Raw genomic sequence first — 14,784 nt, 5'->3', positions numbered from 1 at the left:
ACATCTCCTCACTCTCCGTTATATATAAGTTCCAGCACTTCCATCAGTTCCTTTAACGAAATGCCGCTCTTTTTAGCCAGGTCAGCTGCTTTTGTCAGATATTCCTCCGCAATCCGCAGGTTCCCCTCCCGGATGACCTCGGTATCCTTTGCAGCCACAAAGCTTCCTTTTCCGGTTATGGTTTCAATGAATCCTTCCTGCTCCAGGTCATGATAAGCGCGCTTGGTGGTAATGACGCTGATCCTCAGTTCCTTTGCAAGTGTCCTCATGCTTGGCAGGGAATCGCCTGCATCCAGCTGGCCTGTCATGATCATGTTCTTTATCTGGGATGTTATCTGTTCATAGATTGGTTTTCCGCTGGAATTGCTGATAATGATATTCACTGCGCTGCCTCCGTGGTATGGGGTTGTTGTATTTGTGGCAATCATGATTGTTTGGATGATTATATTGTGCATATCGTATATACACAATATAACATGCAATCCAGGAGCTGTCAAGGGTGGATTTTTAGGGTAAGTTTTATATTGTGGGGGCTGGAAGGAGAGCGGCGCTGGTTGATGTATAAAATGCACAAAAAAATATTTTTAATTTGGATATTATAGGCATTGTGTTGGATGTAGTCATATGCTATGATTTAATCATAAACAGTGTATACAAAATTTTAAATTTTTAATTCTGAAAAGAAGTTCAACACAACAGGAGGAAGCAATGGAGATTCTGGTATGCATCAAGCAGGTGCCGGGAACCACCAGCGTGGAGGTGGATCCGGTTACAGGCGTACTGAAGCGGGATGGTATTGAGGCTAAGATGAATCCATATGATTTATATGCGCTGGAATTGGGGCTGGAGCTTGGGGCAAGGACAGATGGACATGTTTCTGTCATTACCATGGGGCCGGACCAGGCCAGGGAAGTGCTTTTGGAAGCCGTATGCATGGGGGCGGAGAGAGGATACCTGATCTCGGACCGATGCTTTGCGGGCGCGGATGTGTGCGCCACAAGCCATACCTTATCCCAGGGCATCCGTCAATCAGGAACCTATGACCTGATCCTGTGCGGGAAGCAGACCACGGACGGGGACACGGCCCAGGTAGGGGCGGAAACAGCCGAGTTCCTGGGGATTGCCCACGGCGCCAATATACTGGAGGTCCTGGAAACAGGGGATACCTTCGTGACGGTGAGGATGAACCTGGAGAATAAGATACAGACACAGAAGATGGAACTGCCATGTCTGTTAACCGTGGACAAGGATGTGAACACGCCCAGGCTTCCTTCCTATAAGAGAAGGATTGGGATGGACCCGGGCTGTATCAAGGTTATGGGTCTGGATGACCTGGAGGACAGGGATCCCGGCCACTATGGCCTTAAGGGATCGCCTACCCAGGTGGAACGCATTTTCCCGCCTGATAAGAAGACGGATAAGGAAATCATGGAAGGGACCGGCCGGGAGCTGGCCCAGGCAATGGCTGCAGTCCTGAGGAAACATAAGTTCATATAAGCTGTTTGAAGTGAGGTATACCATGGCATATTTAGAGATAAACCAGGATAAGGTGACAACGGAATCCGCAAAGCAGCTTCAGGCGCTCTGTCCCTTTGGTGCAATTACAGGGCAGGGGAAAAGCCTGTCCATTACGGCTGCCTGCAGGATGTGCCGCCTGTGTGTAAAGAAGGGACCGGAGGGCGTTGTGCGGTGGGTGGAGGAAGAGGCGCCCGCATCCGTGGATAAAAAGGAATGGCGGGGGATTGCTGTTTATGCGGAGCATGACGGGGAGTCCATCCACCCTGTTACATTGGAACTTCTGGGAAAGGCAAGGGAGCTGGCAGAACAGATTGGACATCCTGTTTATGTCCTTGTAATGGGAAGCGGGATGGAAAAACAGGCGGAAACGCTTCTGGGATACGGCGCGGACCGGGTATTCCTTTATGACCATCCGGGCCTGGCTGATTTTAACGTGCTTTCCTATACCAATGTGTTTGAGGATTTTATCCGGAAGATAAAACCTTCCTCCGTGCTGGTGGGAGCCACCAATACCGGGCGCTCCCTGGCGCCCAGGACAGCGGCCAGGTTCAGGACCGGCCTTACGGCTGACTGCACCGTGCTGCAGATGAAGGAGGATACGGACCTGGTTCAGATCCGCCCTGCCTTTGGCGGCAACATCATGGCGCAGATTGTGACGCCCAGGCACAGGCCCCAGTTCTGTACGGTCAGGTATAAGATCTGTTCCATGGCAGGACAAAAGGAACATCCCACAGGAACCCTGGTACATATGGATGTAAAGGAAGGATTCCTGGATAACAGGATACAGGTCCTGGGATGCACGCCAAAGGAAAAGCAGGTGGATATATCCGAGGCAGACGTGATTGTCGCGGTGGGCAGGGGTGTTAAATCGCAGGCAGACCTGGAACTGATGGAACAGCTGGCGCAGCAGCTGGGAGCCCAGATGGCCTGTACCAGGCCTTTGGTTGAAAATGGCTGGTTCGACCCCAGGCAGCAGATCGGTTTAAGCGGAAGGACGGTAAAACCAAAGCTGATCATAACAGCCGGGATATCAGGTTCTGTCCAGTTTGCCGCGGGTATGAAGGGCGCGGACTGTATCATTGCGGTGAACAGGGATAAGAAGGCATCTATTTTTGATGTGGCCCATTATGGAATCGTGGGGGATTTATACGAAATCATTCCGGAATTAATCAGACAGTTGAAGGGGGAACTGGAATGAACTATAAGAAAATAGATTCACAGGACATTTCCTATTTAAAAACAGCTGTTTCCCCGGACCGTGTGTTTACAGGGGAAGAAATCAGCGAGGATTACGGACACGACGAACTGGGGGGAGTATTCTCCATGCCGGAGGTCCTTATAAAGGTCATGGACACAGGGGAAGTGGCGGCTGTCATGTCCTATGCATCGGAAAAAACAATCCCGGTGGTTGTGCGCGGAGCCGGTACCGGCCTGGTGGGAGGCGCCGTGGCCGTACATGGAGGAATCATGCTGGATACGACCGCCATGAACCATATTCTGGAACTGGACAGGGAAAACCTGACCGTCACCGTGGAGCCGGGTGTGCTCCTTATGGACCTGGCAGCCTACGTGGAGGAAAACAACCTGTTTTATCCACCGGACCCCGGGGAAAAGTCAGCTACCATTGGCGGGAATATCAGTACCAATGCCGGAGGGATGCGCGCGGTCAAGTATGGGGTTACCAGGGATTATGTCAGGGGTCTTACGGTGGTGTCTCCTTCCGGCGAGGTGATGAGGCTGGGCGGCAAGGTGGTAAAAAACAGTTCAGGCTACAGCCTGCTGAACCTTATGATCGGTTCGGAGGGCACGCTGGGCATCATCACGGAGGCAATCCTGAAACTCCTTCCCCTTCCGTCCAGGACCGTGAGCCTTCTGGTGCCCTTTGGGACCATGGAATCAGCCATTGAATCCGTGCCGCGGATCATAGAGGCACAGGTCCAGGCCACGGCCATTGAGTTCATGGAGCGCAATACAATCATGTTTGCAGAGGATTACCTTGGGAAGCGGTTCCCGGATACGGGAAGTGATGCATATATATTGATGACATTTGACGGAAACAGCAGGGAAGAGGTGGAACGCAATTACGGGCGGGCAGCGGATTTATGCCTGGAGCTGGGGGCAAAGGATGTGTTCCTGGTGGATACCGAGGAGCGCAGGCAGAGCGTGTGGAACGCCAGGGGAGCCTTTTTAGAGGCAATCAAGGCCTCCACCACGGAGATGGATGAATGTGACGTGGTGGTTCCCAGAAGCCATGTGGCGGAATTCATCAAATATACCCATGAGCTGGCCGGGACATCCGGGATGCGTATACCCAGCTTTGGCCATGCGGGCGATGGAAACCTGCATATTTATCTGTGCAGGGATGATATGGACCAGGAGGCCTGGGAATATAAAAAGCAGGATGTGTTTGAAAAAATGTACGCAAAGGCCAGGGACTTCGGAGGACTTGTGTCCGGCGAGCATGGGATTGGGTATGCCAAGCGCATGTATCTGGATGAACAGTGCGGTCCGTGCCAGATGAGGCTGATGGAAGGAATCAAGAAGGCATTTGACCCTCATTGCATTTTAAATCCGGGTAAAATCGTGGCCCTGCACGGTAAATAGGGGAAATTAGATACTTTACCGATTGCATATGCGGGTTTAAAATGATACCATTAAAAAAAACAGAGGGGATGTACCAGTAGCATATGTCACTTAAAAAGAACTTAGATGATATTGTATATGAAACAATCTGTATGGGATTTGTCAGCGGGGATTACGTAGCCGGGACAAGGCTGGACCCCACCGAGCTGGCAGAGCGTTACCAGATCAGCAAGACACCGATTATCCAGGCCCTTAAGCGGATGGCCCATGAGCATATTGTAGAATTGATGCCGGGTGGTAAATATGAAATCCCGGTTGCCACCAGGGAGGACATTGCGGATGTCTGTGAGGCCAGGCTGCTGTTTGAGGAGCAGGCCCTTGTGAAGCTTGGCAGCGACATTACATCCATGCAGCTTAAGGAACTGGAATTCATGGTGGAAAAGAGCCGGGTATACTTTGAAGAGGGAAAATTCGATGATTATTTTCTGGCGGATATGGCGTTCCACAAAAAGTTAGTGGAGATGGCGGGAAACCAATGCCTGCTGGATTTGTATATGGTGCTCAGCAACCGGTATATGGTCATCCGGACCACCACGGGCACGTCCCTGTTTCATGAGCGGGTGGCGTGCAATGAACACCTTAAGATGGTGGAGGCGTTAAAGGAAAGGGATGTACAGGCCGTGCGCGGCCTGATTCAGACCCATATCATGAATATGGAGGAACGGATTAAAAGCAAGGTCGAATGATATGGCCGTGCCAGGCCTGTTCTGGGTGAAGGGAAGGAGGGATGCATAAGGAACGTTAATTTAACGTTGGTAAGGGTAACGTATGCTCTTTTTTAAAAAATTTTTAATTTTTAATTAAATATTTCGGGAGAGGATAATAGCACATATGTGTTTATTATAAGAAACTTTTATTTTATCAATTAAGGAGGAAAGAACTTATGGGAACAGTGGGAAAGGGCGTTATGCCGGCAGTAATGACAATGTGGAATGCAGATGAATCCTACAATGAGAAGGAGACATTAAGGTATGTCCAGTGGGTGCTGGATAAGGGGGCGCACAGTATTTCCTGTGTGGGCAGCACCGGCGACAATATTTCCATGTCCACCAGGGAGCAGAAGTATATCATGGAAAGCATCATCAAATCCGTGGACCACAAGGTACCTGTGTACCCGGGTACCGGCAGGTACTCCACGGCGCAGACCATAGAGCTGAGCCAGTACGCGCAGAAGTGCGGGGCAGAAGGGGTCCTGGTCATCATGCCGTATTATCTGCAGCCGCACAAACGGGCGGTGGTGAACCACTTCAGGAAGCTGAGGGAAGCCATTGACATTGATATCATCCTCTATAATAATCCCAGGTTCTGCGGGTATGAGATGACACCGGTTGAGATTAAGGCCATGGTGGATGAAGGCTTAATCAATGGCATCAAGGCCGCGCACGGGGATGCCAACCGGATCCATGAACTGAAATACCACTGCGGCGATAAGCTGACCGTGATGTATGGCCATGACTACGCCCCTATGGAAGGTTTCTTTGCAAAGGCAGACGGATGGCTTAGCGGAATGCCGGCCATTTTCCCAAAATTCGCACGCACCCTGTTCGATATCTGCACCATTGAAAAGGATATTGACAAGGCCAATGAATACTGGACCAGGATCCAGCCTTTTGTGGATTACTTCATTACATACAACACCAATGACCCGCACTGGCATGAGGTATTCAAATATGTGCTTAAGTGCCAGGGATTTGACGCAGGCCTTCCAAGGATGCCTTTAGGGGACCTGCTTCCCGAGGAAAAGAAGAAAGTAGATGCGCTGCTGGCAGATATGGGGGATATCCTGTAGGGTGTGTGGCATTGTTCTCATTAAATTGGATAAAGGGAGGTTACATAATGGAGAAGAAACGGTATCTTAGTATAACCCTGGCAATGTGTCTGGTGTTCTCCATCCTGTCAGGATGCGGCGGCCAGGCGGCACAGTCCCCGCAGACACAGGCTGCCGGTGATGCAAAGGAGGAAAGCCGGCAGGACGGGACCGCGGGGGAATCCCCGGAGGATACGGCAAACCAGGCTTCCGGGGATACAATCCTGATTGGGGTATCAGGGTCCATCACCGGAGCAGCGCCCATCAATGGCCTGAGGACCAAGCAAGGGGCACAGATGGCGGCAGATGAAATCAATGCGGCCGGCGGCGTGCTGGGAAGGCAGATTGAACTTTTTGTCGCGGATGACGGAGGCGCCCAGGATACGGCCATCAATGCGGCCAACCTGATTATCAGCCAGGACGTGGCGGCACAGGTAGGGCCAAACCTGTCCGGTATGGCGCTGGCAGTGGAAGGCCTGCTGTCACAGGCCAGGGTTCCCATGCTCACAGGCGCCACCAGCCCCAAGCTGGTTACCACCATTGACAATCCATATCTGTTCCGGATCCGCGCGGCTGATACGGTGCAGGCAAAGCTGGCAGCAACCTATGCCACCCAGAACCTGGGGTGCAAAAAGCTGGGGCTGTTTACCAACAGCAATGATTATGGTTCAGGAGCCTTAAACGTCATACAGGAATATCTGGACGGAATCGGAACCGAATATGTGGCGGAAGCCCATAATACAGGGGATACGGATATGACCAGCCAGATCCTTAAGTTAAAGGACGCCGGGGTGGACGGGGTCATCATATGGACGGATGATGCAGAGACAGCCCTGGCCGCAAGGCAGTTCCACGATCTGGGGCTGGATGTGCCGATCATCGGTTCACCCTCCATTTCCACTCCCCAGGTATCCGGGCTCTGCCAGCCCCAATGGCTGGATAACTGGTACTGCGTGACGGACTTTACCGCTTCCAATACCAGTGACCATGTGACAAGGTTTGTGAAGGATTTTGAGGCTAAATACAATGAAACGCCGGAGTTGTACGCGGCCACCTACTATGGCTCCATCTATATCCTCAAGGATGCCATTGAGCGGGCCGGGACCACGGAAAGCGACGCCCTGTTAAAAGCGCTCAATGAGACAGACAACCTTCAGGGCGTGGTGGGAAAATACAAACCTAACTCCATGCGGGAAATGGTCCATGAAGGAATCATCTGCAAACTGGAGGACGGCACCGCGGTTTACCTGGATTCCATTACGGTAGAGGATTAATCAGTTGTACGGTTCAGGGATGCGAAAAGCAGGTTTTTGCATCCCTGCAATAAAATGTGGAGGTATGCCTATGTTTGGGATTTTGATACAGCTGATTGTAAGCGGGATTGCCATGGGGTTCATCTATGCGCTGGTGGGGATTGAGTACACGTTGATATGGAACGCGTCCGGCGTCCTTAATTTCAGCCATGACAAGATGATTACAACAGGCGCTTATATTTTCGGCGGAACCTATATTCTGGGCCTGGGAATGGATTTCATACCAGGTATCCTGCTCAGCCTTATAACCGTGGCCCTTCTGGGTATTGTGGTGGCCAGGGTCATCTTCATACCGCTGAGGAATATGACCATGATATATACCATAATGGCCACTGTCATGCTGGGAAAGATCATTGTGGAGGCCATCCGCCTGCTGTGGGGGCCTGTGCCGTTTTCCGTCCCGGGTTTCCTAATCGGCACCGTGAAGGCGGGGGATGTGGTCATTTCCATTGCCAATATTGCAATTATCGCGGCTGCTGCATTCTGTGTGCTGGCGCTGCAGCTTTTCTTATATAAGACAAAACCGGGAAAGGCCATGCGGTGTGTGGCGCAGAACCGGAAAGCGGCCCAGCTTATGGGGATTGATGTGAGGACGGTCATGACGGTAACGGTCATGATCAGTATGATGATATGCTGCCTGATTGGGCTTTTGGTATCCCCGCTGCTGAATATCACCACCACCATGTCCAACATGATTGGACTTAAAGGGTTTGCAGCCGGAGTCATCGGAGGGTTCGGGTACCTGCCCGGAGCCATTCTTGGAGGACTGTGCATTGGGATTGTGGAAAATATTGCTTCCATGGTACTGCCATCTGTTTATAAGGATATTGTAGCCTTTGTCCTGCTTGTGGGTTTCCTGTTAATCAGGCCCGCAGGAATTACCGGGAAGACGCGCTGACCCATTGGAAATCGGATGGAAGGAACAGAGGTGGAAAACGTGAATAAGAAAATAAACTGGCAGTATGCAATGATGGCATCAGCCTTTCTCATATTAGCACTGGTTCCGTTATTTATGTCCAATAATTACTATATAACGATCCTGAACCAGATGGTTATCAACATGATTGTGGTGTTCGGACTGAATTTCATTACGGGCCTGGCCGGGCAGATGAACCTGGGGACAGCGGGAATCTATGCCCTGGGCGCCTATACCTCGGCCCTGCTTTCCAGGAACTTTGGGCTGTCGCCCTGGCTCACCATGGTGGCGGCCCTGGTGGTTGGGTTCCTTATCGGCAGGGGGCTGGGATATCCCAGCCTTAAGATGAAAGGGGTGTATCTTTCCCTTACAACCCTGGCATTTTCTGAAATCATCCGGATCCTGGCCACCAACCTGATGGATATTACAGGAGGAACCCAGGGAATCAAGAACATACCCAGGTTTTGTGTGCTGTTCTGGAACCTGGATACCAATGTGAAATACTTTTACTTTGTATGGACCGTGGCCGTGCTGCTGTGTCTTCTGTCCATGCGGATTGCCCATTCCAAATGGGGCAGGGAATTTAAGGCGGTAAAGGACAACGCGGAGGCAATCGAATCCCTTGGTCTGGATATCAAAAAGATTAAGATCCGCGCATTTACCCTGGCCGCGGTATATGGGGCCCTGGGCGGGGCGCTGTACGCCCATTTTAACCAGTTTGTAACATCCCTGTCGTTTACCACCGACCTGTCCATCTCCTATGTCATCATGCTGATGATAGGGGGAATCGGCAATATCCTGGGCAATATGATCGGCGCCATTGTCATCACGATCCTTCCGGAAATGCTCCGTTTCCTGGGGGATTACTATCAGATTACTTTTTGCACCATGGTCCTGCTCTGCGCTGTGTTCCTGCCCAACGGGCTGGTCTCGCTGCCGGGGAGGTTCAGGCATCTGGTGAAGAAAACAGGAAAGGGCGGTGAACGGTTTGGGAAGTGAGGCAGAGACGGTTCTGGAGGTAAGGAATCTGGTAAAACGGTTTTCAGGACTGGTGGCTGTAAGTGATTTAAGCTTTCAGGTGAAAAAGCGCAGGATCCACGCCCTGATTGGACCCAACGGGGCCGGTAAGACCACTACGGTCAACATGATTACGGGCGACGGTCCGCAGACAGAAGGGGATGTGCTGCTGTTTGGGGAGTCCATATCCAGGCTGCCTGTTTATATGCGGGCCCAGAGGGGCATTGGGCGCACCTTCCAGAACATAAAGCTGTTCTCCACCATGACGGTCCTGGAGAACCTGATGATAGGCGCTCAGTACAACACCAACCAGAACCTGTTAAGCTATCTGGTAAACGTGGTAAGGTCCGCACGGGAGGAGCGGGAACTTAGGGAAAAGGCGGAGTCCATACTTGCATTTATCGGCATGAGCCGTTACCGGGACGAGGTGGTAAGCAATCTGGCGTATGGACGGCAGAAGATGACAGAGCTGGGGCGGACCCTGATGATGGAACCCAGGCTGATCCTGCTGGATGAACCGGCTGCAGGGCTGAACCCGTCGGAGCGCAGGGAATTCATCGATATCATAAGGCGGGTATATGAAAGCGGCGTGGACATTTTCATGATTGAGCACAACATGGACGTGGTCATGAACCTGAGCCACGACATCACGGTGCTGAACTTCGGGTGCAAGATCGCAGAGGGCGGCCCCAGGGAAATACAGAAGAATGAGGAGGTTATCCGGGCATATCTGGGCGAAGGGTACAGGAAGAAAGCGGCGCAGGCAGAAGGGGGACAATCCAATGCTGGAGATTAAACATATTGACGCATTTTATGGGAAAGTCCAGGCGCTGTACGACGTCAGCCTGGAGGTGGGGGACAATGAGATCATTTCCCTCATAGGTGCCAACGGGGCAGGTAAAAGCACCCTGATGAAAACAGTCATGGGACTGTTAAGACCAGCCCGGGGAGAAGTCCTGTTTGACGGGGAGGACCTGACTAAAATCAGGAATACCAGGATTGTATCCAGGGGGATTGTCTATGTGCCGGAAGGCCGTGAGGTGTTTCCTGAAATGACGGTAAGGGACAATCTGGAAATGGGGGCTTACTGCAGGAAATATTCCCAAAAGGAAATGAACCGGAAGATAGAGGAGATGTACGATATTTTCCCGCGTCTTAAGGAGCGGCAGAAACAATTGGCAGGCTCCCTGAGCGGAGGAGAGCAGCAGATGCTGGCAATCTCCAGGGGGCTTATGAGCGATCCCAGGCTGATTATGTTTGACGAGCCGTCCCTGGGGCTGGCGCCTGTAATCGTGGAAGATATGTTCCGGGTCATCACAAGGATCAATCAGGAAAAAAAGATACCGGTGCTCCTGGTGGAGCAGAACGCGTATATGGCGCTGAGTATTTCTGACCGGTGCTACATCATGCAGAACGGCGCCATCAAGCTTAGCGGTGACAGCACGGAGCTTATGGGCAATGAAGAGGTCAACAAATCATATCTGGGCGGATAAAAGGAGATTGCTATGGGAAAATTCAGTCTTGAAGAGACGGTTAAATATAATAAGTCAGGTCCGGCAAGATACTGCTGCCGGACAGATGTGTGGAAGGAGGCCGCCATGGTCCTGCCTTCCTTTGGAAAACGGGCAGTGGTCAGCGGCGGGGCCAGGTCCAGGGCTTCTGTCAGGGAGAAACTGTTCCCGGCCCTTAAGGCAGCGGGAATCCAGTATGTGGTCAATGAATTCTCCGGCGAGAGCAGCATGGGTAATGTAAAAAAAATATTAGACCTGTGTGAGGGATTCCAACCGGATTTCATCATTGGCACAGGCGGGGGAAAATCCATTGATACGGCTAAATATGCAGCTGAACTGTATAATGTCCCCATTGTCACCGTGCCTACCATTGCAGCCACCTGCGCGGCGTCCAGCAACCAGATAATCGTGTATTCCGATGAAGGGGAGTATCTGGAGAATATCTATCCTAAAACCAACCCCCCGCTTGTGCTGGTGGACCCGGAAGTGATCGTGGGTTCCCCATATGGGTATTTTATTTCAGGCATCTATGATTCGCTGGCAAAGTGGTATGAGGGGAGCGCTTCCTTGCCGGGCTCGGACAACAGCGATATATTTGACCATATGGCGCTGGCCGTGGCCGGGATGTTAAAGGCGCAGATGTATGAAAAGGCTGTATCCGCTGTCAGGTCTATGAAGGCAAAGACCGTGTCACCGGATTTTATTGATGTTGTAAATTTGAATATTTATACAGCATCCACGGTGCAGGCCCTGGGAATCAAGGCTGTGAGGAACGGCATTGCCCACTCGGTACAGAACGGCCTCACTCTTTTGGAGGGAAGCCACGACGTCACCCACGGGGAAAAAGTGGCATATGGGATCGGTGTACAGCTGATGGTGCTTGAGAGCCCGGAGGAAGAACTGGAGGAGTTATTTGGATTTTACCGCAGCCTGGAACTTGTGCCTTCCTTTAAGGGACTGAACCTGGAATTTAACGATGGGAATATAAAAAAGGTGGCCCGCAAGGCAGTGAATGACGTACTGATGCGCGCCAGACCCTTTGATGTCATTACAGAAGAAATGATGTGTGAGGCCATCCGTAAACTGGAAAATTATTGCTGAAGTCTATTAGATGGGCTGATTGATACCTATAAGTAAAATGAATGAATTTTTCCTTTCAATTTGATTTGACAAGCCACATAAAATTTGCTAGTATTAGATACTAATAAGAAGCAGACAGGCAGTTCAAACAATATCCAGCAGATATATTCCGGGGCATGGGGCCCGTTCCAGACAGGCCCCGTGCCCCTGAAAACAAATGTCAAAGCAAACACACAGAAAGAGAGGAAATTCGAAATGGGTACAATTATCGGCGAAGGCATAACCTTTGATGATGTACTTCTGGTACCATCTTATTCAGAAGTAATTCCCAACCAGGTGGACCTGACTACCAATCTGACCAGGAAGATTAGACTGAACATCCCAATGATGAGCGCCGGCATGGATACGGTTACAGAGCACCGCATGGCGATTGCCATGGCCAGACAGGGCGGTATCGGCGTGATACACAAAAATATGTCAATTGCAGAGCAGGCAGAGGAAGTGGACCGGGTAAAGCGTTCTGAGAACGGAGTCATCACAGACCCATTTTTCCTTTCAGCGGACCATACATTAAGGGATGCCAATGACCTGATGGCTAAGTTCCGCATCTCCGGCGTGCCCATTACCGAGGGCAGGAAGCTGGTTGGTATCATCACCAACCGTGATTTAAAGTTTGAAGAGGATTTTGACCGCCCAATCAGGGAGTGCATGACATCCGAGAACCTGGTCACGGCCAGGGAGGGCGTAACCATGAAGGAAGCCAAGGCCATCCTGGCCAAGGCAAAGGTAGAGAAGCTGCCGATTGTGGATGCTGACTTTAACCTGAAAGGACTCATCACCATCAAGGATATTGAGAAGCAGATTAAGTACCCGCTGTCCGCAAAGGACGAACAGGGACGCCTTCTGTGCGGTGCTGCCGTGGGTATCACGGCCAATGTGCTGGAGCGTGTGGAAGCCCTGGTTAAATCAAAGGTGGATGTGGTCGTACTGGATTCCGCCCATGGCCATTCCGCCAATGTGGTACGCTGCGTCAGGATGATCAAGGAAGCATTTCCTGAGCTTCAGGTAGTGGCGGGCAACGTGGCCACGGCAGAGGCCACCAGGGATCTGATTGAAGCGGGCGCTGACTGTGTCAAGGTCGGCATCGGGCCTGGTTCCATCTGCACCACCCGCGTGGTTGCTGGCATCGGTGTTCCCCAGGTCACCGCTGTCATGGACTGCTACCGCGTTGCCAAGGAGTACGGAGTGCCGATCATTGCTGACGGCGGAATCAAGTATTCAGGCGATGTGACCAAGGCCATTGCGGCAGGCGGAAGCGTTTGTATGATGGGAAGTATCTTTGCCGGATGTGACGAGAGCCCGGGGACATTTGAACTGTATCAGGGACGTAAATATAAAGTATACCGCGGCATGGGCTCTATATCAGCCATGGAGAACGGCAGTAAGGACCGCTACTTCCAGACCGATGCCAAGAAGCTGGTGCCGGAAGGCGTGGAAGGCCGGGTGGCATACAAGGGCATGGTGGAGGACACCGTATTCCAGCTGCTGGGCGGGCTGCGTTCCGGTATGGGATACTGCGGCGCAAAGGATATCCCGACCCTTCAGGAGACAGCAAGGTTCATCAAGATTTCCGCCGCATCCTTAAAAGAGAGCCATCCTCATGATATCCATATCACAAAAGAGGCTCCCAACTATTCGATTGAAGAATAAGGGGTGCCGTACCGCATTGGCAGGGGCTTTCGCGGTATTTGCGCAAGGGCGTGTCTGGAAATTCCAAACAGACCCCAGACAGCATTAAGGTTGGTTAATAATGGTACCCGTTAGGATGATCCGGCGGGTACCCTTTTATTTTTGGTAAGAGGAGGCGCGGGATGGGCATAGAAGCAAAAATGACAACGCTGTGTTATATAGAAAAGGATGGGGCATATCTGATGCTCCACCGTGTCAGCAAGAAACACGATGTATGCAAGGATAAATGGATAGGGGTGGGCGGGCATTTTGAGATAAGCGAGAGCCCGGAGGAATGCCTTTTGCGGGAGGTGAAGGAGGAGACAGGACTGACCCTTACTTCCTGGCGGTTCAGAGGGCTTGTAACCTTTGTGGCGGAAGGCTGGGATACAGAGTATATGTGTCTGTATACTGCGGACAGTCATGAAGGCCAGATACTTCCCTGCAATGAAGGCGTGCTGGAGTGGGTGAAAAAGGAAGATGTGCTGAAATTAAATATCTGGGAAGGGGATAAGATTTTCCACCGCCTGATAAATGAGGACGCCCCCTTCTTTTCCCTGAAGCTGTCCTACCGCGGTGACCGGCTGGTGGAGGCAGCCCTGGACGGGAAGGCGCTGGAGCTGTTTGATATAAGGGATGGGGAAGGACATAGGACAGGAACGGTGCGGGAGCGCACCATGGTCCATATGGACGGTGATACCCATGGCACGGCCCATATCTGGATCGTCAGGGCCTGCGGGGAGGGAGGATTTGAAATCCTCCTTCAGAAAAGGAGCCAGGGGAAGGATTCCTATCCGGGGTGTTTCGATATTTCTTCGGCCGGGCATGTGCAGGCCGGGGATGATTTCCTGACCACGGCGCTCAGGGAACTGAAGGAAGAACTGGGGATTTCGGCAGAGGCAGGGCAGTTGGAATTCGCAGGAATCCACAAAGGTTACATGGAAGAGGAGTTTTATGGGAAAATGTTCAGGGACAGCGAGTACAGCCATGTATATGTGTACCGGGAACCTGTTGACATACAGGGACTGAAGCTTCAGGAAGAGGAAGTGGAAAGCGTGATGTGGATGGAACTTGACGCGTGTATGGAAGCAGTGGGACAGGGGACGCTTCCCAATTGCCTGTACATGGATGAACTGGAACTTTTAAAGCAGTATCTGGGCGCCGGGCAGGGGGATTAACTTATAAAAATCGTAAGTTTATCGTCAGAATTAGATGTTTTTTGTAACCATGAAATATGATATACTGATGCTG

At 51.6% G+C, this 14,784-nt stretch carries 14 protein-coding genes; 13 read left to right on the top strand and 1 reads right to left on the bottom strand.

The window, feature by feature from the left end; genetic code table 11:
- Positions 1–8: 8 nt before the first annotated feature.
- Positions 9–383, bottom strand: a complete 375-nt coding sequence (locus DWX59_RS25970; RefSeq protein ID WP_117563058.1) for a GntR family transcriptional regulator — start codon at positions 381–383, stop codon at positions 9–11.
- 325 nt (positions 384–708) lie between these two features.
- Between DWX59_RS25970 and DWX59_RS25965 the strand changes: the two genes are divergently transcribed.
- From DWX59_RS25965 to DWX59_RS25905, 13 genes are all read left to right on the top strand, one after another.
- Positions 709–1,497 carry an electron transfer flavoprotein subunit beta/FixA family protein gene (locus DWX59_RS25965; RefSeq protein WP_117563057.1) on the top strand — a complete coding sequence of 263 codons (789 nt, stop codon included), beginning with the start codon at positions 709–711 and terminating at the stop codon, positions 1,495–1,497.
- A 22-nt stretch (positions 1,498–1,519) separates the two neighbouring features.
- Positions 1,520–2,716 (top strand): electron transfer flavoprotein subunit alpha/FixB family protein, encoded by a 1,197-nt coding sequence (locus tag DWX59_RS25960; RefSeq protein WP_117563056.1) that lies wholly within the window; start codon positions 1,520–1,522, stop codon positions 2,714–2,716.
- On the top strand, positions 2,713–4,122 hold the full coding sequence (locus tag DWX59_RS25955; RefSeq protein ID WP_117563055.1) for an FAD-binding oxidoreductase: 1,410 nt from the start codon (positions 2,713–2,715) through the stop codon (positions 4,120–4,122). The genes DWX59_RS25960 and DWX59_RS25955 overlap by 4 nt, the downstream gene beginning before the upstream one ends.
- An 83-nt stretch (positions 4,123–4,205) precedes the next feature.
- Entirely contained in the window at positions 4,206–4,847 is a 642-nt protein-coding gene (locus DWX59_RS25950) for a GntR family transcriptional regulator (protein WP_117563054.1), read from the top strand.
- 197 nt (positions 4,848–5,044) lie between these two features.
- Positions 5,045–5,950: a dihydrodipicolinate synthase family protein gene (locus tag DWX59_RS25945; protein WP_117563053.1), complete on the top strand. Its 906-nt coding sequence runs from the start codon at positions 5,045–5,047 to the stop codon at positions 5,948–5,950.
- A gap of 47 nt (positions 5,951–5,997) precedes the next feature.
- Complete coding sequence (locus DWX59_RS25940) at positions 5,998–7,242, top strand: ABC transporter substrate-binding protein (RefSeq protein WP_117563052.1); 1,245 nt, start codon at positions 5,998–6,000, stop codon at positions 7,240–7,242.
- Positions 7,243–7,312: 70 nt separating this feature from the next.
- Positions 7,313–8,179, top strand: coding sequence for a branched-chain amino acid ABC transporter permease (locus tag DWX59_RS25935; protein ID WP_330665830.1), 867 nt, complete (start codon positions 7,313–7,315; stop codon positions 8,177–8,179).
- 39 nt (positions 8,180–8,218) lie between these two features.
- Entirely contained in the window at positions 8,219–9,196 is a 978-nt protein-coding gene (locus DWX59_RS25930; RefSeq protein WP_227116178.1) for a branched-chain amino acid ABC transporter permease, read from the top strand.
- A complete protein-coding gene (locus DWX59_RS25925; RefSeq protein ID WP_117563050.1) occupies positions 9,177–10,010 on the top strand; it encodes an ABC transporter ATP-binding protein in 834 nt (277 codons plus the stop codon). Before DWX59_RS25930 ends, DWX59_RS25925 begins: the two co-directional genes overlap by 20 nt.
- Complete coding sequence (locus DWX59_RS25920; protein ID WP_117563049.1) at positions 9,997–10,707, top strand: ABC transporter ATP-binding protein; 711 nt, start codon at positions 9,997–9,999, stop codon at positions 10,705–10,707. Before DWX59_RS25925 ends, DWX59_RS25920 begins: the two co-directional genes overlap by 14 nt.
- A gap of 12 nt (positions 10,708–10,719) precedes the next feature.
- Positions 10,720–11,826: an iron-containing alcohol dehydrogenase family protein gene (locus DWX59_RS25915; protein ID WP_117563048.1), complete on the top strand. Its 1,107-nt coding sequence runs from the start codon at positions 10,720–10,722 to the stop codon at positions 11,824–11,826.
- Between the two features lie 234 nt (positions 11,827–12,060).
- Positions 12,061–13,515 carry an IMP dehydrogenase gene (gene guaB / locus DWX59_RS25910; protein ID WP_117563047.1) on the top strand — a complete coding sequence of 485 codons (1,455 nt, stop codon included), beginning with the start codon at positions 12,061–12,063 and terminating at the stop codon, positions 13,513–13,515.
- A 161-nt stretch (positions 13,516–13,676) separates the two neighbouring features.
- Entirely contained in the window at positions 13,677–14,711 is a 1,035-nt protein-coding gene (locus DWX59_RS25905; protein WP_117563046.1) for an NUDIX domain-containing protein, read from the top strand.
- Positions 14,712–14,784 lie beyond the last annotated feature (73 nt).

The sequence above is a fragment of the Enterocloster aldenensis genome (assembly GCF_003434055.1).
In the GTDB taxonomy this organism is placed as follows: Bacteria; Bacillota; Clostridia; order Lachnospirales; family Lachnospiraceae; genus Enterocloster; species Enterocloster aldenensis.
The sequence above is the reverse complement of the archived record's forward strand: the minus strand, read 5'-3'. Positions and strand labels throughout refer to the sequence as shown.

Coding starts and splice junctions, on each gene's coding strand:
- DWX59_RS25965 (WP_117563057.1), top strand. CDS start 709: ATGGAGATTCTGGTATGCATCAAGCAGGTGCCGGGAACCACCAGCGTG.
- DWX59_RS25960 (WP_117563056.1), top strand. CDS start 1,520: ATGGCATATTTAGAGATAAACCAGGATAAGGTGACAACGGAATCCGCA.
- DWX59_RS25955 (WP_117563055.1), top strand. CDS start 2,713: ATGAACTATAAGAAAATAGATTCACAGGACATTTCCTATTTAAAAACA.
- DWX59_RS25950 (WP_117563054.1), top strand. CDS start 4,206: ATGTCACTTAAAAAGAACTTAGATGATATTGTATATGAAACAATCTGT.
- DWX59_RS25945 (WP_117563053.1), top strand. CDS start 5,045: ATGGGAACAGTGGGAAAGGGCGTTATGCCGGCAGTAATGACAATGTGG.
- DWX59_RS25940 (WP_117563052.1), top strand. CDS start 5,998: ATGGAGAAGAAACGGTATCTTAGTATAACCCTGGCAATGTGTCTGGTG.
- DWX59_RS25935 (WP_330665830.1), top strand. CDS start 7,313: ATGTTTGGGATTTTGATACAGCTGATTGTAAGCGGGATTGCCATGGGG.
- DWX59_RS25920 (WP_117563049.1), top strand. CDS start 9,997: ATGCTGGAGATTAAACATATTGACGCATTTTATGGGAAAGTCCAGGCG.
- DWX59_RS25915 (WP_117563048.1), top strand. CDS start 10,720: ATGGGAAAATTCAGTCTTGAAGAGACGGTTAAATATAATAAGTCAGGT.
- guaB (WP_117563047.1), top strand. CDS start 12,061: ATGGGTACAATTATCGGCGAAGGCATAACCTTTGATGATGTACTTCTG.
- DWX59_RS25905 (WP_117563046.1), top strand. CDS start 13,677: ATGGGCATAGAAGCAAAAATGACAACGCTGTGTTATATAGAAAAGGAT.